The sequence below is a fragment of the Bacillus sp. 22475 genome (assembly GCF_052044835.1).
GTDB lineage: Bacteria > Bacillota > Bacilli > Bacillales > Bacillaceae_G > Bacillus_A > Bacillus_A cereus.
The window spans coordinates 72781-92726 of the sequence record NZ_JBQENW010000005.1; the positions used below are offsets into that span (position 1 = coordinate 72781).

A 19946-nucleotide genomic window follows, 5' to 3' on the forward strand; every position below is an offset into this window, starting at 1 on the left:
ACATGCCTGAATTTGATAAGAAACAGTGGTTTTTATATCCTGTTTATGTATTGGCATTTTTTGTGTTTGTGCTCATTTCAATTCTCTGTTATTTTCATTTAATTATGGGGATAGCTGCTTTTATCATTTTTTGTATCGTGTTCTTTATCGTTATACGATTTGAACTTAATTTTCAAAGGAATTTCGAAAAGCATACGACAGATATGATTACGAGGGTAAAGAAAGTCAGTAATGAAGCATTTAACCAAATGCCGATTGGTATTTTGTTATACAATAAGGATTACGGGATTGATTGGGCAAATCCTTATTTATCTTCATGCCTGGGACAGCATGCGTTAGCTGGATGGCACCTTTACGATGTATCAGAAACATTACTTCTTTTCATTAAAGGAGAAACTTCTGATGATATAGTCTCTTTAAATAATCGAAAGTTTCGTGTTTTTGTAAGGAAAGAAGAAAAGTTAATTTATTTCTTTGATGTAACGGAACAAACGGAAATCGAAAAGATGTATGAGGATCAACGCACTGTTTTAGCTGTAATTTATTTGGATAATTATGATGAAGTTACACAAGGATTAGATGATCAATTACGTACGAATATAACAAGTCTTGTGACATCGCGACTAAATGAATGGGCACTTAAGTATGGTGCGTATTTAAAACGTGCATCTTCAGAAAGATTCTTCGTTGTGCTAAATGAAAGTATTCTGACGCAGATGGAGAAAGGGAAATTTAGTATTTTAGATCAGGTGCGTGAAGAAACATCTAAAAGGAATATACCACTTACATTAAGTGTAGGTGTCGGATCAGGTGATTTACCTTTGTCAGAGCTTGGGGCAATGGCTCAATCTGGTTTAGACCTTGCGCTTGGGCGCGGGGGAGACCAAGTAGCTATTAAACAAGCGACAGGTAAAGTTAAGTTCTATGGAGGTAAGACAAATCCGGTTGAAAAGCGTACCCGTGTACGTGCTAGGGTCATTTCGCATGCGTTAAAGGATTTGGTATTAGAAAGTAGTAATGTCATTATCATGGGGCATAGGGCTCCTGATATGGACGCAATTGGTGCTGCGATTGGTATTTTAAAAGTGGCTCAATTAAACGAGCGTAAAGGATATATTGTATTAGATGAAAATGATTCTGATAAGGGAATTAAACGCTTGATGGACAAAGTGAAACAAAATGAGGAGTTATGGTCTCATTTTATTACTCCAGAGCAAGCGATGGAATTTGCAAATGATGAGTCGTTACTTGTTGTTGTTGATACGCATAAACCTTCTATGGTGATGGAGCAAAAACTGTTACATAAAATTGAAAATGTAGTAGTTATTGATCATCATCGTCGTGGGGAAGATTTTATTGAAGACCCATTGCTAGTTTATATGGAACCATATGCTTCTTCAACGGCAGAATTGGTTACAGAATTACTTGAGTATCAACCTAAAAATTTAAAGATGACAATGCTAGAAGCGACGGCATTGTTAGCAGGTATTATTGTCGACACGAAAAGTTTCACATTCCGGACAGGGGCTCGTACATTTGATGCTGCTTCTTATTTACGCTCACATGGTGCAGATACTGTACTTGTACAAGAACTTTTAAAGGAAGATATGGATCAGTATTTACGGGTTGCAAAAGCTATAAAAAATGCGTACATTTATAAAAATGGAATTGCGATTGCTAAAGTTGATAGTGATGATTACTACGATCAAGTGCTTATTGCGCAATCGGCAGACACGTTATTAACGATGACAGGGATTATTGCATCATTTGTTGTTGCGAAACGTGGTGAGAATCTCATTGGAATTAGCAGCAGGTCTTTAGGTGAAGTGAATGTGCAGCTAATTATGGAAAACTTAGGCGGTGGCGGGCATTTGACTAATGCAGCCACACAAATGAAAAATGTTACAGTAGATGAAGCTGAGGAGAAGCTTCGATTTGTTATTGATGACTATTTACAGGGAGGCACACAATCATGAAAGTAATTTTTCTAAAAGACGTAAAAGGTAAAGGTAAAAAAGGAGAAATAAAAAACGTACCGGATGGCTATGCAAATAACTTCTTACTAAAACAAGGATTAGCTGCTGAAGCAACAAATAGCAGTATGAAAACTTTAGAAGCTCAAAAGCGTAAAGAAGAAAAAGATGCAGCAGCAGAGCTTGAAAATGCAAAAGAGTTAAAAGAGACTTTAGAGAAATTAACTGTAGAATTAAAGGCGAAATCTGGAGAAGGTGGCCGTTTATTCGGTTCTATTACGAGCAAACAAATCGTAGATGCGATGCAAAAATCACATAAAATTAAACTTGATAAACGTAAATTTGAAATGGATGATGCAATTCGTGCATTAGGCTACACAAATGTAACAGTGAAATTGCATCCGCAAGTAACAGCGACAGTAAAAGTTCATGTTAGTGAACAATAAAAATAAATTAAGCAAGGAGGATTGCGTATGAGTGATGTACTTGCTGATCGTACCCCTCCGCATAATATAGAGGCCGAGCAGGCGGTTTTAGGTGCCATATTAATTGATCAAGATGCGTTAACGTCAGCATCAGAGTTATTGGTACCTGATTCATTCTATCGAACGAAACATCAAAAGATTTTTGAGGTCATGCTTGGATTATCTGATAAAGGAGAACCGATCGACTTAGTAATAATGACATCAGCGATGGCTGATCAAGGATTACTAGAAGAAGTTGGTGGAGTGTCTTATCTAGCAGAGTTAGCAGAAGTTGTTCCAACAGCTGCTAACGTTGAATATTATGCACGTATCATTGCTGAAAAGGCACTTTTACGCCGTTTAATTCGAACAGCGACTCATATAGTGTCGGATGGATACGAGAGAGAAGATGACGTGGACGGCCTTTTAAATGAGGCCGAGAAAAAAATATTAGAAGTATCCCATCAAACGAATGCAAAAGCATTTCAAAATATTAAAGATGTTCTTGTGGATGCTTATGATAAAATTGAACTTTTGCATAATCAAAAAGGTGAAGTTACTGGGATACCAACTGGATTTACTGAATTAGATAAGATGACGGCAGGTTTCCAGCGAAATGATTTAATCATCGTAGCAGCACGTCCGTCAGTAGGGAAAACTGCATTTTCATTAAATATCGCACAAAACGTAGCGACGAAAACGGATGAAAATGTAGCGATTTTTAGTTTGGAGATGGGCTCCGATCAGCTTGTTATGCGTATGCTTTGTGCAGAAGGAAATATCGATGCGCAAAGACTTCGTACCGGGTCACTAACTTCTGATGATTGGGCGAAATTAACAATGGCGATGGGGAGTCTTTCAAATGCCGGTATATATATTGATGATACACCGGGAATTAAGGTAAATGAGATTCGAGCAAAATGTCGTAGACTAAAGCAAGAACAAGGTCTTGGCATGGTTTTAATTGACTACTTACAGCTTATTCAAGGAAGTGGGAAATCAGGTGAGAACCGTCAGCAGGAAGTATCTGAGATTTCTCGTACTTTAAAAGGGATTGCACGTGAATTGCAAGTGCCTGTTATTGCCTTATCACAGTTATCTCGTGGTGTGGAATCTCGTCAGGATAAACGCCCGATGATGTCTGATATTCGTGAATCTGGAAGTATTGAGCAGGATGCTGATATTGTAGCTTTCCTATATCGTGAAGATTACTATGACCGTGAAACGGAAAATAAAAATACGATTGAAATTATCATTGCAAAGCAACGTAACGGTCCAGTAGGTTCAGTGGAACTTGCATTCGTCAAAGAGTTCAATAAGTTCGTTAACTTAGAACGACGCTTTGAGGATGGGGCATAAAGGCAGTATAAAAAAGAAACACATTTCTTATAATAAGATGTGTTTCTTTTTTTATGGGGTAAAGATAAGGCTTTCATAAGGTGAAAACATAATTCTTACGAACGAAAATGATTTTTAATAAAAAAATGTTCGCTTTTTGGTTGACTTCTTTTTCGGTTTTGGTACAATTATATTGTTTGAATAGATCGTTTGAAAATTGCGGAGGTGCTTTAATAATGTCTTCAGTAGTAGTTGTAGGAACACAATGGGGCGACGAAGGAAAAGGTAAAATCACTGATTTTCTTTCTGAGCATGCGGAAGTAGTTGCAAGATATCAAGGTGGAAATAACGCGGGACATACAATTGTTTTCGGCGGAGTTAAATATAAGTTACACTTAATTCCATCTGGTATTTTCTATAAAGAGAAAATTTGTGTAATCGGAAATGGCTTAGTAGTAGATCCGAAAGCATTACTTGAAGAGTTAAAATACTTACACGACCGTGGTGTAAGTACTGATAATTTACGTGTAAGTAACCGTGCACACGTTATTTTACCTTATCACTTAAAACAAGATGAGTTAGAAGAGGCTAGTAAAGGTGATAACAAAATCGGTACAACGAAAAAAGGTATCGGTCCTGCATATATGGATAAAGCTGCTCGTATTGGTATCCGTATGGCTGATCTTTTAGACCGTGAAGCATTTAAAGAGAAGCTTGAGCGCAATTTAGTAGAGAAAAATCGTTTGTTTGAAAAAATGTACGATACAGAAGGTTTCAGTGTAGAAGAAATCTTTGAAGAGTACTTTGAATATGGACAACAAATCGCACAATATGTATGCGACACATCTGTTGTATTAAATGATGCACTAGATAACAATCACCGTGTATTATTTGAAGGGGCACAAGGTGTTATGCTTGATATTGACCACGGTACTTACCCGTTCGTTACATCTTCTAACCCGATTGCGGGTGGTGTAACAGTTGGAACTGGAGTTGGTCCTGCGAAAGTTACTCGCGTTGTAGGTGTATGTAAAGCATATACAAGCCGTGTTGGTGACGGTCCATTCCCTACTGAACTTAATGATGAAATTGGTCATCAAATTCGTGAAGTTGGTCGTGAGTACGGAACAACAACTGGTCGTCCGCGCCGCGTAGGTTGGTTCGATAGCGTTGTTGTAAGACATGCGCGTCGTGTTAGTGGTTTAACGGATCTATCATTAAATTCTATCGACGTTTTAACAGATATTCCAACTCTTAAAATTTGTGTTGCTTACAAATACAATGGCGAAGTTATCGATGAAGTTCCAGCAAACTTAAACATTTTAGCGAAATGTGAGCCTGTATATGAAGAGCTTCCAGGTTGGACAGAAGATATTACTGGTGTAAAATCATTAGACGAGCTTCCTGAAAATGCACGAAAATACGTAGAACGTGTTTCTGAGTTAACAGGAATTCAATTATCTATGTTCTCAGTTGGACCAGATCGTAACCAAACGAATATTGTTCGTAATGTATACGAAGCTTAATTGATATTTTTAGAAAAAACTCATGTCCGCATGAGTTTTTTCTTATCTTTTATAAAAAAATGAAAAAAAGTATTGCGAAGAATATAGAATACATGTTATGATACATCTTGTCGTCACGAAAATATGACGTTGGTGAGTATGAGCCATTAGCTCAGTTGGTAGAGCATCTGACTTTTAATCAGAGGGTCGAAGGTTCGAATCCTTCATGGCTCACCATTTTATTTTTCGTGGCCCGTTGGTCAAGTGGTTAAGACACCGCCCTTTCACGGCGGTAACACGGGTTCGAATCCCGTACGGGTCATGTTTTTTTTATGCTTATTTTTGGTCCCGTGGTGTAGTGGTTAACATGCCTGCCTGTCACGCAGGAGATCGCCGGTTCGACCCCGGTCGGGACCGCCACTTTTGTTTATACCACCATTAGTGGTTTTATATATAGTTTTGGCTCGGTAGCTCAGTCGGTAGAGCAGAGGACTGAAAATCCTCGTGTCGGCGGTTCGATTCCGTCCCGAGCCACTCTCAGGATATTAAGTGGGCCCACTTAATATCCTTTTTATTTATGTAATTTTACAAAACTGATTAGTTATTTTAAAATAGAACGAGGAGCCTCTAGCAGTTGAAGCTAGAGGTTTTTCTATAGATCGTATAGGATTCCGTGTAAAAGTGGATCATACATGAGTCTATGAGAATAGAGGAGAAAATACTTAAACAAAGGATGCGGTCATATAGGACATACTATGTAAACATCAATATGTTTAGGGATTATTGACCATATTTTTATAAGGAGGAAATAGACGATGATGGGAAAGAAAATTTTAGTAGTTGATGATGAAAAGCCGATTGCAGATATTTTGAAGTTTAACCTAGAAAAAGAAGGTTTTGAAATAGTAATGGCGCATGATGGTGATGAAGCAATTGAAAAAGCTAATGAAGAACAACCAGATATGGTTTTATTAGATATTATGCTACCAGGTAAAGATGGCTTAGAGGTTTGTCGTGAAATACGTAAAAGTTCAGAAATGCCGATTATTATGCTTACAGCAAAGGACTCTGAGATTGATAAAGTATTAGGGCTTGAGCTTGGGGCAGATGATTATGTAACGAAGCCATTTAGCACGAGAGAATTACTTGCTCGTGTGAAGGCGAATTTACGCCGTCACCAACAAGGTGGTGCTGCAGAAAAAGAAGAAAATACAGAAATGGTTATTGGACCAATTGTTATTAATCCAAATGCATATAGTGTAACGAAGCGCGAGGAAAATATCGAGCTTACACATCGTGAATTTGAGTTGCTACATTATTTAGCGAAACACTTAGGACAAGTTATGACACGCGAACATTTATTACAAACAGTTTGGGGTTATGACTATTTTGGAGATGTGCGCACAGTAGACGTAACAGTACGTCGTTTGCGTGAAAAAATTGAAGATAATCCAAGCCATCCTACTTTAATTGTAACTAGACGTGGAGTAGGGTATTACTTGCGTGACCCAGAGCAGGAATAGTATATGAAGAAAGTTGGTTTTTTTCAATCTATTCATTTAAAATTTGTGCTTATATATATGCTATTGATATTAATAGCGATGCAAGTTATTGGGGTATATTTTGTAAGGGAATTAGAGAAGAGCCTAGTACAAGGTTTTAGGGATTCTTTAACGCAGCAAACAAACTTATTATCATATAACTTGAAACAAGAATTTAAAAAAAGTTATACAAAAGCAGAAACAGAGTCAACAGATGAAACGATTAAAACTTCTATTCGAAAGTTTGCCTCTGATCAAAAAAAAGTTATACAAGAGGTAAGTGTATTTGATTCGCATAGAAAGTTACTGGCTATTTCAGATGAATCAAAGCAGAATAAGGTGAATAGAACATCAACTGATATAGCTGTTCAGCGAGTGTTGGTGCAAAAAAAGCCAGAAGTGAAAATTGAGAAGGATGGTAGTACAGGCCATCGCGTTCAAGTTATGCTTACTCCGATTCTAGATGATAATGGCAAGGATGCGCTTGGTGTTATATACATCGTTGCATCTATGGAAGATGTATATAAACAAATGAAGGATATAAATCAAATTTTTGCTACGGGAACAGTAATTGCCTTATTAGTAACGGCTGTACTTGGGATTTTATTGGCTCAAACAATTACAAGACCAATTTCAGATATGCGGAGACAAGCAATCGAAATGGCAAAAGGAAATTATTCGAGAAAAGTAAAGGTGCATAGCCATGATGAAATTGGACAACTGGCATTATCCTTCAATAATTTATCAAAAAAATTACAACAAGCTCGTTCTTCTACAGAAAGTGAAAGGCGTAAACTATCATCTGTTTTATCTCATATGACAGATGGAGTAATTGCTACTGACCGAAAAGGGGATATTATTTTACTAAATGACCCTGCGGAAAAAATGTTAAATGTTTCTCGTGAAACAGCGCTCGATCAATCTGTTTTAGAGGTATTAGGGATACAGGAAGAATTTACGCTCGATCATTTATATGAAGAGCCAGATTCTGTTTTATTAGATTTTAGTACAAGAAATGAACCATATATTTTACGTGCTAGTTTCTCTGTCATTCAAAAAGAAACAGGGAAGGCAAATGGTTTAATTGCTGTACTATATGATGTAACAGAGCAGGAGCGTATAGAACGGGAACGCCGTGAGTTTGTGGCGAATGTCTCTCATGAATTAAGGACGCCATTAACGACTATGCGCAGTTATTTAGAGGCACTTACAGATGGGGCGTGGCAGGATCCGAATATTGCACCACAATTTTTAACGGTTACACAAGAAGAAACAGAAAGAATGATTAGACTTGTAAATGCGTTGTTACAGCTATCTAAACTTGATAGTACAGAGCACCGTTTAATGAAAGAATGGGTCGACTTTACTGATTTCTTTAATAATATTATTGATCGCTTTGAAATGTCTAAAGAGCAAAATGTAAGTTTCAAACGATCTTTCTCTAAGAAGTCTAGGTTTATTGATATGGATACTGACAAAATTACTCAAGTGCTGTATAACATTATTTCTAACGCATTAAAGTATTCACCAGAAGGTGGAACAGTAACATATCGCTTACGTGATCGCGGTGATTTATTAGAAATTAGCGTAAGTGACCAAGGAATGGGTATTCCAAAAGAAAACGTTGATAAAATCTTTGAACGTTTTTATCGCGTAGATAAAGCTCGTTCAAGACAAATGGGTGGTACGGGACTTGGATTAGCAATTGCAAAAGAAATGATCGAGGCACATGGTGGCTCTATTTGGGCGAAGAGTGAAGAAGGAAAAGGGACAACTATTTATTTCACGTTACCAATGGCAGCAGATGAAGAGGACGATTGGGAATGAGTATGGAAAACTTTAAAACAATAGTTTTAATTAACCTAGTTGTAATTAGCCTATTTCTTACTTTTAACCTATGGACGTATGTGCCAGATTCTACATCCATGCAAAACGCAAAATTTGTACAGGGCAATGAAGGAACGAATCAGACTAAAATTTCCGATGTTGTCCGTCCTACTTCTATCATCGTGCATAAAGATAAAAATCATTATGGGAGCAGAAGAGAGGCAGATATAGAATCAATCTATAAGCCTTTGGAAGTAGGGGAACTACATGAGTTTAGAGAGATATCAATCACTAAGGGTGATTTCCTATCCTATGTGCATGGTGAAGGGAAAATTGAACTTGTTTTCCCTACTGATATCCCATTTGATGCAGTTAAATCTATGTTTAACATGAAAGAGAAAAGTACAGATAAGCCTAAACATTTTAATCGTATTCTCCTTGATCCTTCTAGGAGTAAGGATCAAGAAATTAAAATTAACTTTGTTTCTGATGGTGATAACTTTAAAATATATGAGGCAAAATTAAGTGGTGTGTATTTAAAAGATATTGTAAATGCTCAAAATCAATTTATAGTATCAGCAAAGCCCTATTTTGATTATCAAATCAATGATATGAAAAAGTTATTTTTACCAGATGGCACGACAGAGTTAAACAATATAACATATATTTCATCTAATTTAGCAGTTGATACGTTTAAGAATGCTCTGTTTAGTGATCCTCGTTATTTAAGTCCGATTACTGAGATATCGAAAGAAACATTTACAGATGGTATTAGATCCATGGAAATTGAAAACGATCGTCACATGCTAAAGTATAAAAACTCTTCTGTCTTAACTGAGAAAACGATAGATAATTTAATGCTGTTACAAAAAAGCTTTGAATTTGTAAGTGGTCACAGTGGAAGTTTGGATTCATATCGTTTGGACTATATGAATAAAGGAGAGACAGTATTTCGCTTACATGAAGATGGATATTCCGTATTCAATACAGATGGATTAGCTGAATTGAGACAAAAATGGGGATCAGAAGAAGTAATGGAATATGAAAGACCGTTGCTGTCTTTAAATACTAAAGGCATAGAACAGAAAGTTACTCTTCCGTCAGGGCATGTTGTAATAGCATCCCTAGAAAATAATCCAGAGATAAAGAAACAAGTAATTAAGGATATTGGTATTGGATACAAGTTATCACTAGATGGGCAAGTAGTTCGACTACAACCAATTTGGTATGTAAAGCTTGTTGAAGGTGAAACGGGTAAACAGAAAATCTATGAGTGGAGTGAGGGAGGACTAAATGGATTGGGATCGAATTAAAACCATATTTATTGTGACCTTTTTTGTTTTGGACCTCTTTCTCATTTTTCAATTCATTCAAAAGCAAGATAGTAATCAATTGGAGCTTATTGCAGAAACAAAGATAGATCAAGAATTAAAAGCAAATAAAATTACTATAGGGAATATCCCTAAGGAACCGAAAAAAGAGTCATTTATTAGAGCGGAAAATAAAGCCTTTAAAGAAGATGATATACAGTCTTTGAAAAATCAAACGGCGCATATACAAAATATGTACACGATAGAAAGTAAGCTAAAAGAGCCTTTTTTAAATACGAAATCATTATCAAAAGATAAGTATAATGAATTTTTGAAGAACTATGTATTGGATGGACAAAAGTATGAATTTGGAGCGGTGAAAGACTCTAAAATTTATTTCTTCCAAAAATATAAAGATAAGCCTATTTTCTATAATAATCAGGCGATGATTGTTGTGGAATTAAATGAAAAAAATGAACTTGTTTCATATACGCAGACAATGCTAACTGATTTAAAAGAAATGGGCGAAGGTGAAAAAACGAAAGAGCAAGAAATTATTACGGCTCAAACAGCTTTAGAAAATTTGTATTTAAAAAATAAAATTCATGGAAATACACATGTTAAAGAAGCGCAAATTGGTTATGCCACTCTTACCGCATCTACTTCTAATAACCAAGTACTTGCTCCAACGTGGAATTTAAAAACGGAGCAAAAGCAGGACTTCTTTGTGAATGCAATTGAAGGACAAGTTATGGAATTAGGGGAAAAGGAAAATCAAGTGGTTGATGAACATACTGGAGTGAGAAATAATGGGGTTGCATTTTAGCGTACTTGCAAGTGGAAGTACAGGAAATATGCTATACGTAGGAACCGATGAAAAAAAATTACTAGTCGATGCAGGTTTAAGTGGTAAAGCGACAGAGGCTTTATTTAAACAAGCAGAACTGAATATAAATGATGTATCAGGTATTCTTGTAACACATGAGCATAGTGATCATATTAAAGGGTTAGGTGTATTGGCGCGAAAATATGATTTACCCGTTTATGCGAATGAGAAAACATGGAATGCAATGGAACATTTAATAGGAAATATCCCAACTGAGCAAAAATTCATTTTCTCAGTTGGGGATGTGAAAACATTTGGTGATATTGAAGTCGAATCATTTGGAGTTTCTCATGATGCGGCAGAACCGATGTTTTATGCTTTCCATAATAATAATAGGAAATTAGCGCTTATTACAGATACGGGATACGTAAGCGACCGTATGAAGGGCGTTATCAAGGGAGCTAATGCTTTCGTATTTGAAAGTAATCATGATGTGGAAATGCTTCGTATGGGACGTTACCCATGGAGCATTAAACGACGCATTTTAAGCGACGTTGGGCATGTTTGTAATGAGGATGCTGCATTAGCGATGGCAGATGTAATTACAGATGAGACAAAGCATATTTATTTAGCCCATTTAAGCTTAGATAATAACATGAAAGAACTAGCTCGTATGTCAGTATCACAAGTACTAGAGGAAAAAGGATTTGGAGTGGGTGAATCCTTTGAAATTCACGATACAGATCCAAAAATGCCTACAAAAATTCAATACGTATAATTCTTCATTTTAGTAAACAATAAAGGTGAATATAGTTGTTTTCAGGAAGATGGGTGAACAAATATGTCCTTTATTGATGAAGAAAATTATCGTATGAAACGTGCAGGAAAAAAGAAGCATAAAGGTATAGTTCTTTCTAGTATAGCGGGAACAATTGTAGGAGCCTCTTTATTTGCGTTTGGAGCTCCTTTATTTTCAAATTCTGCTGATACGCTTCCGCAAGCTGAAGCAAGCGGAAGTAATATGGCCGAAGCTCAAGGAATTAAACAGATTAGCTTTGTAGATGCTGTTGATCGTGCATCTGAAGCTGTTGTGGGTGTTATTAACATTCAACGAGATAACTTTTCAGAGGCAGATTCAGAGGCTGGTACAGGATCAGGAGTAATTTATAAAAAGACAAATGGTCAAGCCTATATTGTAACGAATAATCATGTTGTAGCTGGAGCGAATCGTATTGAAGTAAGTCTAAGTGACGGTAAGAAGGTTCCTGGAAAAGTATTAGGAACCGATGTAGTCACAGATTTAGCTGTATTAGAAATAGATGCAAAGCATGTGAAAAAAATAATTGAAATTGGCGATTCTAATACTGTTCGCAGAGGAGAGCCAGTCATTGCGATTGGAAATCCACTTGGACTGCAATTCTCTGGAACTGTTACGCAAGGTATTATTTCAGCTAATGAACGTATTGTCCCTGTAGATTTAGATCAAGATGGACATTATGATTGGCAAGTAGAAGTGTTACAAACAGATGCGGCGATTAACCCAGGGAATAGTGGCGGTGCGCTTGTAAATGCAGCAGGACAATTAATTGGTATTAATTCAATGAAAATTGCTGCAAAAGAAGTAGAAGGAATCGGACTGGCTATTCCAGTGACTAGGGCTGTTCCGATTATGAATGAACTTGAGAAGTATGGAAAAGTAAGAAGACCGTATGTTGGGATTGAACTTAGGTCATTAAATGAAATTCCAAACTATTATTGGTCAAAAACATTACATTTACCAGGTACTGTAACAGAAGGAGTTTGTATTTTGGATGTGAAAAGTCCTTCGCCAGGCGCGGATGCTGGTTTAAGAGAACATGATGTTATTGTGGCAGTAGATGGAAAACCGATTCGCGATATTATTGGATTCCGCACGGCTTTATATGATAAGGAAATTAATGATAAAATGACTCTTACGTTTTATCGTGGTACAAAAAGAGTAACAACAACAGTGAAATTAGGCATTCAAAAGTATTAAAAACAGGAGGGCCTACCTCCTGTTTTCTATTGTAGAAAAGTGAGGTGAAGAAAATGAATTTACCTTGTTGTTTAGAACATGTTGAATTAGCGTTAGATATTATTGTGGATGAGTGTGAAGTTGCACCGGTTATCAACAGTGTGGATAACTCAGAAAAAGAGAAAAAAACATGTGAATTTTGTCAAAATGAGGCGACATATGTTGTATCGAACACAGATTCTCACACAATATGTGGGTAGTGTTTGTGGATATGTGGATAAGTTTTGTGGATAACATGTTTGTAAGGTGGAGGATACGTGTGAATATCTCGATTATTTCAATTGGGAAATTAAAAGAAAAATATTTGAAACAAGGTATAGCAGAATACTTAAAACGATTATCAGCATACGCAAAAGTAGAAGTAATTGAATTGCCAGATGAAAAGGCGCCAGAAAATTTAAGTGAAGCAGAAATGTTAATTGTAAAGGAAAAAGAAGGTATACGTATACTGGATAAAATTTCTGATGACACGCATGTGATTGCATTAGCTATAGAAGGAAAGCAAAAGTCATCAGAAGAATTTGCGGTAAGTCTAGATCGCCTTGCTACATACGGAAAGAGTAAAGTCGCATTTGTAATTGGTGGATCACTCGGACTAAGTTCAGAAGTGATGAAGCGTTCAAACGAATCACTTTCTTTTTCAAAGATGACGTTACCACACCAATTAATGCGATTAGTGTTGCTTGAGCAAGTGTATAGAGCGTTTCGGATTAATCGTGGTGAACCTTATCATAAGTAAGGTATTCTATGTAAAACAAAGGTAAGACGCTGATATTATCATATTTATTTTATTATGCCTATAACTGGAGGCTATGTGAATGGTAAGTGATCAGACGAGATATTCTAGGCTCGCGAATATAACAAAAATAATAAATACAAAATTAGAACTACGTGAAGTATTACAGCGTGTGACAATGGCGATATCAGAGGAGATTGTTAGGTGCGATGCTGTTGGAATTTATTTACCCCAGGAAGATGGAACATTTAAAGGGTTTGCAGGAAAACCAGAGACCATAAATGGCGTAACGCTCGATACTCAGGTAATTGACCCTGAAATAGACTTACTGGCAAAAGAAGTTATGGAAACGAAAAAACCCATCTATATTCCTGATACCTCAAAGGATCATCGACCAGATCCGAGACCAGTTGATGCGTTTAAAATTAAGTCCTTATTAGCTCTGCCTATCTCATTTAGGCAAGAGTTATTTGGTCTGGTTTTTTTATTTGATTATGGAATTCCGATGAACTTAACAGATTCAGAAATTCAAAGTGTTGAAGCTTATGTAAATATGGCTGCAGTCGCAATTCAAAACGCAAATAATTTAACACAAAAGGAAAACCTTATTGCTGAGAAGCAGCTGTTACTAAATGTTACCCGTGATTTATCAATGTGTTCCTCGATACAGGAGAGTTTTGATAAATGCTTTTTTTACTTGGAACAGATTTTAGAGAGTAAAAATATGACTGCCCATCTTCTAGATCCGCTAGACAAAGCAACGATTAAAACAACAAAATTAAGTAAGGGCTGTGATTGGAGAGAAGCGGATTGGACAGAGAAAAGCTATGAAGCCAAGATCCAAGAGGTTATTCAAACAAAAAATATAGATAGTAAGGATCTATTGATGATTCCATTAGTTTCAATGGGAGAAGTATTAGGGGTAATCGTCGTGGGCAAAGAAGGAAAAGCTCACAATTACGATAATTCTCAAATTCAACTAGCAAAATCTATCGTTGATGCCACAGCCCCTACGTTTTCAAATTTGTTATATATGGATCAACTAGAAAGCATAGTGGAAGAGCGAACGGGAGAGCTAGCTGCTGCTAATGAAAAAGTTACAAGTGTGATTGAATGTATTACGGATGGATTCTTTACTTTAAATAATAAATGGGAATTTACGTACGTAAATAAGCACCAATATTTTCCGCAAAGAAAAACAGCAAAAGATGTATTAGGAAAGAATATATGGGATGTTTTCCCGAGTGATATCGACACAGTTATGTATAAGGAATTTCATCGTGCGATGTCAGAGCGAACTACAGTTCATTTCGAATTTCTTTCTACTGCAGATGAATATTGGCACGAAGTTATTGCATACCCGTATGATGATGGTATTTGTTGTATTTTTAAAAACATAACGGAAAAAAAGAAATATGAACAGGAATTGAAAAGATTATCTAACATTGATTTAATAGGGCAAATGGCAGCAGGTATCAGCCATGAAATTAGAAATCCAATGACAACGGTACTAGGATTTTTGCAGTTATTAAAAGAAGAGAATACCTATGAGAAACATAATAAGTACTTTCATTTAATGATTGAAGAACTTAACCGTGCCAATTCTATTATTACTGAATTTCTCTCAATGGGTAATACAAGGAAATTGGATTTGCAGATGTTAGATTTAAATTCAATTATCTGCGATATTATTCCTTTAATAAAGATTGATGCGTATAATCAAAATAAATATATTCAAGTCAATACAAATGACATTCCGGAATTACTTTTAAATCGTAATGAGATACGGCAATTATTAATGAATCTATATCGTAATGGCTTAGAAGCGATGAGTACAGGTAAAGTTCTAACCATTAGCACCTACAAGGAAGGTCAAAATTGTGTGGTGCTTGCAGTGCGGGATCAAGGAAAAGGTATCAGGCCTGAAGTATTAGAGAAACTGGGTACGCCATTTTACACGACCAAACATAATGGAACAGGATTGGGGTTAGGTGTATGTTATGCCATTGCTGCCCGCCATAATGCAAAAATAGAAATTCAAACAGGATCGGAAGGCACTACCTTTTTTGTTAAATTTAATTATGAAAATAATAAAAATAAGCTTATTTAGAATAGTTATGATGAACCGTATCATAAATAAATTTATTCTTTGCATATAAAAAGGATAAAAAGACCATTGGACAAAAATTACCGATGGTCTTTTAAATATTATTAGATGGTATGTAGATTTCCTAAAATAAGTATGTTTCTATTTCCATAAAAATATGCTGTAATATGAAGAGGAAAAAGTATAAGTAGTTAGAGAAGTGAGGAATTAAAGGTGAAGAAGTTTAAGAAGTTTTACTTGGAGATTACGAGTGTATGTAATCTTGCGTGTAGCTTTTGTCCGCCGACGGAAAGGCAGAAGCAATTCATTTCTGTAGAGGATTTTGCTAAAAGATTAGACCAAATTAAACCTCACACAGACTACATTTATTTGCACGTGAAGGGTGAGCCGTTGCTCCATCCGAAAATAGATCAACTGTTAGACTTAAGTCATGAAAAAGGGTTTAAAGTTAATATTACAACGAACGGAACGTTAATTAATAAGAGAAGGCATAGGCTGTTAAATAAGCCCGCATTAAGACAAATGAATTTTTCACTGCATAGTTTTGATGGACACCCAGGTTCGCAAGATAAAGAGGGCTATGTAAGGAGTATACTTTCCTTCATTAGGGAAGCGACAAGTCAATCAGATTTAATTGTATCGTTAAGGTTATGGAATTTAACTCAGGATAATAAAACAAATGCTGAAATTCAGAAAAATAGGGAGTTATTATCCATAATTGAAAATGAATTTGATCTATCTTATCAGATTGAAGAGAAGCTTACACCAGGAAAAGGTATAAAAATTGCAGAACGTGTCTTTATTAATCAAGACTATGAATTCCAGTGGCCAGCATTACATGAAGAAGAGGATGATGGGAAAGGATTCTGTCATGGACTTCGTAATCAAGCAGGGATTTTAGCGAATGGGACGGTTATTCCTTGTTGTTTAGATGGTGAAGGGATTATTAACCTTGGAAATATTAATAATGATTCATTTTCTAACATTATAGAAGGTGAAAGAGCAACAAACATTGTCGATGGATTTTCAAAAAGAGTTGCGGTTGAAGAGCTTTGTAGGAAATGTGGATATCGTAAAAGGTTTGGGAAGTAAATATGAAATAAGCCCTCATAAAGCGAGGGCTTATTTTTTATTCTTGATAAGAATGCTCTAATTCATCAATTAATGAACCAACGTAAGAAACAGCTTGACGGATTGCATCTGGTTTTGACATATCTACTCCGGCATGTTTCATTAGTTCAAGTGGTTTCATTGTACCACCAGCGCGAAGCACATCTAACCAGCGATCAATAGCAGGTTGTCCTTCATCTTTAATCATTTGAGCTACTGCAGTAGATGCAGTGAGGCCTGCGGAATATGTGTAAGAATATAGACCCATATAATAATGAGGCTGACGCATCCAAGTTAAGCCCGCACCTTCATCGATTTCTACAGAATCTCCCCAGAATGTCGAAAGGACATTTGTTTTAATTTCAGTTAAAGTTGTAGCTGTAAGGGCCTGTCCTTCTTCTGCTAGAGCATATACTCTACGTTGGTATTCACCCTCAAGTAAATGAGTAACAAAGTTGTGATAATATGTGCCGAGTAGTTGTAGAATGACCCATCTGCGCATTCTCTTATCGTCAGTAGTCGCTAGTAAATGCTGAGCTAATAGTAATTCATTCATAGTTGATGGTGCTTCAACAAAGTACATAGATGGGCGTACGTTCATGATACGTTGGTTTTTATTTGCTAAATAGAAATGACCAGCATGTCCAAATTCATGTGCTAATGTGAAGCATCCACGCATCGTATTTTGCCATGTAATTAAAATATAGGGATGAGAGCCGTATGGACTTGAGCAAAATGCCCCTGTTGATTTGCCTACGTTATCTGCAAGATCTACCCATCTTTCTTTGAATCCATTTTGGATTATGGAACTATATTCATCGCCTAATACTTTTAAAGAATCTTGAATGAGCGTGGCTGCTTCTTCATAAGTAATCGCCGGATTAAATTCGGGATCTAAAGGTGCATGTAAGTCGCAGAAAAGCATTTGATCGAGTCCTAATACTTTCTTTTTTAAATCTGCAAAACGGCGCATATGAGGTGCTAATTCTTTATAAATAATATCAAGTTGGTTGTTATACATTTCAAGTGGAACCTTTTGTGGTTCTAATAGCATATGGGTAACGGATTCATATTTACGTAAACGAGAAAGTGTTACTTGTTTTTTTACTTCAGTAGCATATGTTGTGGCAATTGTATTTTTATATCGTTTTAGTGTGGAAACAAATGATGAATATGCTTTTCGACGTATATATGTGCTTGGAGAAAATTCATATTTGCTTTCAAATAATGAGAATGAAACAGGAAGTTCATTTTCTTGTTCGTCTTGTATAGAAGTGAAATCCATATCGGCCAATTTAGTCATGCCGTAAATTTTGTATGGAGAACTATGAACTTCGCCAAGTGCAGCAAGTGCTTCTTCTGTTTCAGGAGAGAGTGTGTGCTGCCTTTTTTTGAGTATTTCTAGTAACGACTTACGGAAAGGTTCGAGTTTTGTTTCTTCAGTTAAATATTTTTCAATTGTTCCTTCGTCGAATGAGAGGATTTCATTATGAATAAAGGATAGTGCAGTATGTACTTTCGTCCATAAAGCAGAAATTTTGGAAGAGTTCGCTTGAATAACTGGATTTGTACGATCAGTAGATTCTTTTAAATTTGCATATGAGTACAGTTTTGTTAACTTCATTAAAAGCTCTTCTTCTAAAAGTAGGCAATTTAATAAAGTTGTGGAGTTAGTATGTAAACGTCCTTTAAATGCATCAAGTTTCTGTATATCATTTTCTAATACGTTTAATGCGGTATGCCACTCATCATTGGACTTATACAAATCAGACAAATCCCATTTTAGTTCGTTAGGTACTTCCGCACGAACAAGACGATTCTCAATTATAGTTTTCATGTCTTATATCCTCCTTATTAAAAGCATCTTAAAATATGATACTAGAAAATTCAGTAAAATAAAAATATTTCACATTTTTATATATGAAAAAGAAGGAGAAGCATAGAAATGCTTCTCCTTCTTTTTAAATTTAAGAATTAATATACTTTGTCACCATTAAAAATCGAGTTTTTCACGACAACATAATCTACAGTACGAATAGCATCTAGTTTTGTTCCACCAGCGTAAGAGATAGAAGATTGAAGATCTTGTTCCATTTCGATTAACGTATCTTCTAAAGAACCTTTATGCTCAACGAACATTTTCTTACCTTCAACGTTTTTCTTCTCACCCTTTTGGAATTCAGAAGCAGAACCGAAGTATTCTTTATAAAGTTTGCCATCTCTTTCAATTGTTTCCCCTGGAGACTCTTCGTGACCAGCGAATAGAGAACCGATCATGACCATAGTTGCCCCAAATCGAATAGATTTAGCTACGTCGCCGTGTGTACGAATACCACCATCAGCGATAATTGGCTTACTTGCAGCTTTTGCACACCAGCGAAGTGCAGCTAGCTGCCAACCACCAGTTCCGAAGCCTGTTTTAATTTTAGTAATACAAACTTTACCAGGTCCAATACCAACTTTTGTTGCATCAGCACCAGCATTTTCTAATTCTCTTACCGCTTCTGGAGTTCCAACGTTTCCAGCGATAACGAAGCTCTCGGGTAAATGTTTTTTAATATGTTGAATCATGTTGATCACAGCATTAGAATGACCGTGTGCGATATCAATCGTGATATATTCAGGTGTAAGTTGCTCAGCAGCTAATTGTTGTACGAATTCATATTCGTCCTCTTTTACACCAACGCTGATAGAAGCGATTAATCCACGTGATTGCATATCTCTAATGAATGAGATTCGTTTCTCTGGTTGGAAACGATGCATGATATAGAAGTAATTGTTTTCAGCTAAATAAGTTGCGATTCTTTCATCAATAATCGTTTGCATATTTGCAGGCACGACAGGTAATTTAAATTTATGTTTTCCTAAAGTGACAGTTGTATCACATTCAGAGCGGCTATTTACAATGCATTTTGCAGGAATTAATTGAATATCTTCATAGTCGAATACGTTTTCCATCATTTACACCCCTAAAATACGAATATTTTATTTTTATTAATCAAAAATGTTCGTCCATAGGATAATTTACATTATTTTTATTAAGAAGTCAAAGGATTTCTTAACATTTTTTGAAAATGTAGATTTTATATCTGAAAAATAACGTTAAAAACGAATTTTAAATGTATTTTTATTTATATTGTTCGTTTATGTTAA

General features: G+C 36.0%; 16 protein-coding genes and 4 tRNA genes. 18 read left to right on the forward strand and 2 right to left on the reverse strand.

Annotated elements, in window-relative coordinates; translation table 11 throughout:
- The first annotated feature begins 2 nt into the window (after positions 1 to 2).
- The 18 genes from ACTJJY_RS10500 to ACTJJY_RS10585 all read left to right on the forward strand — a co-directional run bounded on the left by ACTJJY_RS10500 (position 3) and on the right by ACTJJY_RS10585 (position 16775).
- Positions 3 to 1976: a DHH family phosphoesterase gene (locus tag ACTJJY_RS10500; RefSeq protein WP_001113779.1), complete on the forward strand. Its 1974-nt coding sequence runs from the start codon at positions 3 to 5 to the stop codon at positions 1974 to 1976.
- Positions 1973 to 2419 carry a 50S ribosomal protein L9 gene (rplI, locus tag ACTJJY_RS10505; protein ID WP_000864223.1) on the forward strand — a complete coding sequence of 149 codons (447 nt, stop codon included), beginning with the start codon at positions 1973 to 1975 and terminating at the stop codon, positions 2417 to 2419. Before ACTJJY_RS10500 ends, rplI begins: the two co-directional genes overlap by 4 nt.
- 27 nt (positions 2420 to 2446) lie before the next feature.
- Complete coding sequence (dnaB, locus tag ACTJJY_RS10510; RefSeq protein ID WP_001286147.1) at positions 2447 to 3796, forward strand: replicative DNA helicase; 1350 nt, start codon at positions 2447 to 2449, stop codon at positions 3794 to 3796.
- A 215-nt stretch (positions 3797 to 4011) separates the two neighbouring features.
- Positions 4012 to 5301 carry an adenylosuccinate synthase gene (locus tag ACTJJY_RS10515; RefSeq protein ID WP_000100230.1) on the forward strand — a complete coding sequence of 430 codons (1290 nt, stop codon included), beginning with the start codon at positions 4012 to 4014 and terminating at the stop codon, positions 5299 to 5301.
- Positions 5302 to 5441: 140 nt separating this feature from the next.
- Positions 5442 to 5517 (forward strand) — tRNA-Lys (locus tag ACTJJY_RS10520).
- Between the two features lie 13 nt (positions 5518 to 5530).
- Positions 5531 to 5602 (forward strand) — tRNA-Glu (locus ACTJJY_RS10525).
- Positions 5603 to 5624: 22 nt separating this feature from the next.
- Positions 5625 to 5700 (forward strand) — tRNA-Asp (locus ACTJJY_RS10530).
- Between the two features lie 41 nt (positions 5701 to 5741).
- Positions 5742 to 5814: transfer RNA gene (locus ACTJJY_RS10535), tRNA-Phe, on the forward strand.
- A 281-nt stretch (positions 5815 to 6095) separates the two neighbouring features.
- On the forward strand, positions 6096 to 6803 hold the full coding sequence (gene walR, locus ACTJJY_RS10540; RefSeq protein ID WP_000971865.1) for a cell wall metabolism DNA-binding response regulator WalR: 708 nt from the start codon (positions 6096 to 6098) through the stop codon (positions 6801 to 6803).
- Between the two features lie 3 nt (positions 6804 to 6806).
- Positions 6807 to 8648 carry a cell wall metabolism sensor histidine kinase WalK gene (walK, locus tag ACTJJY_RS10545; RefSeq protein ID WP_000755367.1) on the forward strand — a complete coding sequence of 614 codons (1842 nt, stop codon included), beginning with the start codon at positions 6807 to 6809 and terminating at the stop codon, positions 8646 to 8648.
- Positions 8645 to 9961, forward strand: a complete 1317-nt coding sequence (locus ACTJJY_RS10550) for a YycH family regulatory protein (protein WP_375868438.1) — start codon at positions 8645 to 8647, stop codon at positions 9959 to 9961. Before walK ends, ACTJJY_RS10550 begins: the two co-directional genes overlap by 4 nt.
- Positions 9942 to 10784, forward strand: coding sequence for a two-component system regulatory protein YycI (locus ACTJJY_RS10555; RefSeq protein WP_000383720.1), 843 nt, complete (start codon positions 9942 to 9944; stop codon positions 10782 to 10784). The genes ACTJJY_RS10550 and ACTJJY_RS10555 overlap by 20 nt, the downstream gene beginning before the upstream one ends.
- The gene (locus tag ACTJJY_RS10560; RefSeq protein WP_000522837.1) at positions 10768 to 11562 is read left to right on the forward strand and encodes an MBL fold metallo-hydrolase; all 795 of its coding nucleotides are present in this window, start codon (positions 10768 to 10770) and stop codon (positions 11560 to 11562) included. Before ACTJJY_RS10555 ends, ACTJJY_RS10560 begins: the two co-directional genes overlap by 17 nt.
- A 63-nt stretch (positions 11563 to 11625) precedes the next feature.
- Positions 11626 to 12801, forward strand: coding sequence for a S1C family serine protease (locus ACTJJY_RS10565; RefSeq protein ID WP_000008032.1), 1176 nt, complete (start codon positions 11626 to 11628; stop codon positions 12799 to 12801).
- Between the two features lie 53 nt (positions 12802 to 12854).
- Positions 12855 to 13040: a CxxH/CxxC protein gene (locus tag ACTJJY_RS10570; RefSeq protein ID WP_001052833.1), complete on the forward strand. Its 186-nt coding sequence runs from the start codon at positions 12855 to 12857 to the stop codon at positions 13038 to 13040.
- A gap of 59 nt (positions 13041 to 13099) precedes the next feature.
- Positions 13100 to 13579: a 23S rRNA (pseudouridine(1915)-N(3))-methyltransferase RlmH gene (rlmH, locus tag ACTJJY_RS10575; protein ID WP_001027003.1), complete on the forward strand. Its 480-nt coding sequence runs from the start codon at positions 13100 to 13102 to the stop codon at positions 13577 to 13579.
- A gap of 79 nt (positions 13580 to 13658) precedes the next feature.
- The gene (locus ACTJJY_RS10580) at positions 13659 to 15686 is read left to right on the forward strand and encodes a GAF domain-containing sensor histidine kinase (protein WP_440605464.1); all 2028 of its coding nucleotides are present in this window, start codon (positions 13659 to 13661) and stop codon (positions 15684 to 15686) included.
- Between the two features lie 210 nt (positions 15687 to 15896).
- The gene (locus tag ACTJJY_RS10585) at positions 15897 to 16775 is read left to right on the forward strand and encodes a radical SAM/SPASM domain-containing protein (RefSeq protein WP_000713633.1); all 879 of its coding nucleotides are present in this window, start codon (positions 15897 to 15899) and stop codon (positions 16773 to 16775) included.
- 37 nt (positions 16776 to 16812) lie between these two features.
- Here the strand turns inward: ACTJJY_RS10585 and pepF are convergent, their stop codons facing one another.
- Positions 16813 to 18630, reverse strand: coding sequence for an oligoendopeptidase F (pepF, locus tag ACTJJY_RS10590; protein WP_440605465.1), 1818 nt, complete (start codon positions 18628 to 18630; stop codon positions 16813 to 16815).
- Positions 18631 to 18767: 137 nt separating this feature from the next.
- The gene (gene guaC / locus ACTJJY_RS10595) at positions 18768 to 19751 is read right to left on the reverse strand and encodes a GMP reductase (protein WP_000432447.1); all 984 of its coding nucleotides are present in this window, start codon (positions 19749 to 19751) and stop codon (positions 18768 to 18770) included.
- Positions 19752 to 19946: the final 195 nt, after the last annotated feature.

Excerpts from the sequence above, each read along its gene's own strand:
- walR (WP_000971865.1), top strand. The coding sequence starts at position 6,096 with ATGATGGGAAAGAAAATTTTAGTAGTTGATGATGAAAAGCCGATTGCA.
- ACTJJY_RS10580 (WP_440605464.1), top strand. The coding sequence starts at position 13,659 with ATGGTAAGTGATCAGACGAGATATTCTAGGCTCGCGAATATAACAAAA.
- dnaB (WP_001286147.1), top strand. The coding sequence starts at position 2,447 with ATGAGTGATGTACTTGCTGATCGTACCCCTCCGCATAATATAGAGGCC.
- ACTJJY_RS10560 (WP_000522837.1), top strand. The coding sequence starts at position 10,768 with ATGGGGTTGCATTTTAGCGTACTTGCAAGTGGAAGTACAGGAAATATG.
- walK (WP_000755367.1), top strand. The coding sequence starts at position 6,807 with ATGAAGAAAGTTGGTTTTTTTCAATCTATTCATTTAAAATTTGTGCTT.
- ACTJJY_RS10500 (WP_001113779.1), top strand. The coding sequence starts at position 3 with ATGCCTGAATTTGATAAGAAACAGTGGTTTTTATATCCTGTTTATGTA.
- ACTJJY_RS10555 (WP_000383720.1), top strand. The coding sequence starts at position 9,942 with ATGGATTGGGATCGAATTAAAACCATATTTATTGTGACCTTTTTTGTT.
- ACTJJY_RS10515 (WP_000100230.1), top strand. The coding sequence starts at position 4,012 with ATGTCTTCAGTAGTAGTTGTAGGAACACAATGGGGCGACGAAGGAAAA.
- ACTJJY_RS10570 (WP_001052833.1), top strand. The coding sequence starts at position 12,855 with ATGAATTTACCTTGTTGTTTAGAACATGTTGAATTAGCGTTAGATATT.
- pepF (WP_440605465.1), bottom strand. The coding sequence starts at position 18,630 with ATGAAAACTATAATTGAGAATCGTCTTGTTCGTGCGGAAGTACCTAAC.
- guaC (WP_000432447.1), bottom strand. The coding sequence starts at position 19,751 with ATGGAAAACGTATTCGACTATGAAGATATTCAATTAATTCCTGCAAAA.
- ACTJJY_RS10550 (WP_375868438.1), top strand. The coding sequence starts at position 8,645 with ATGAGTATGGAAAACTTTAAAACAATAGTTTTAATTAACCTAGTTGTA.
- ACTJJY_RS10565 (WP_000008032.1), top strand. The coding sequence starts at position 11,626 with ATGTCCTTTATTGATGAAGAAAATTATCGTATGAAACGTGCAGGAAAA.
- rplI (WP_000864223.1), top strand. The coding sequence starts at position 1,973 with ATGAAAGTAATTTTTCTAAAAGACGTAAAAGGTAAAGGTAAAAAAGGA.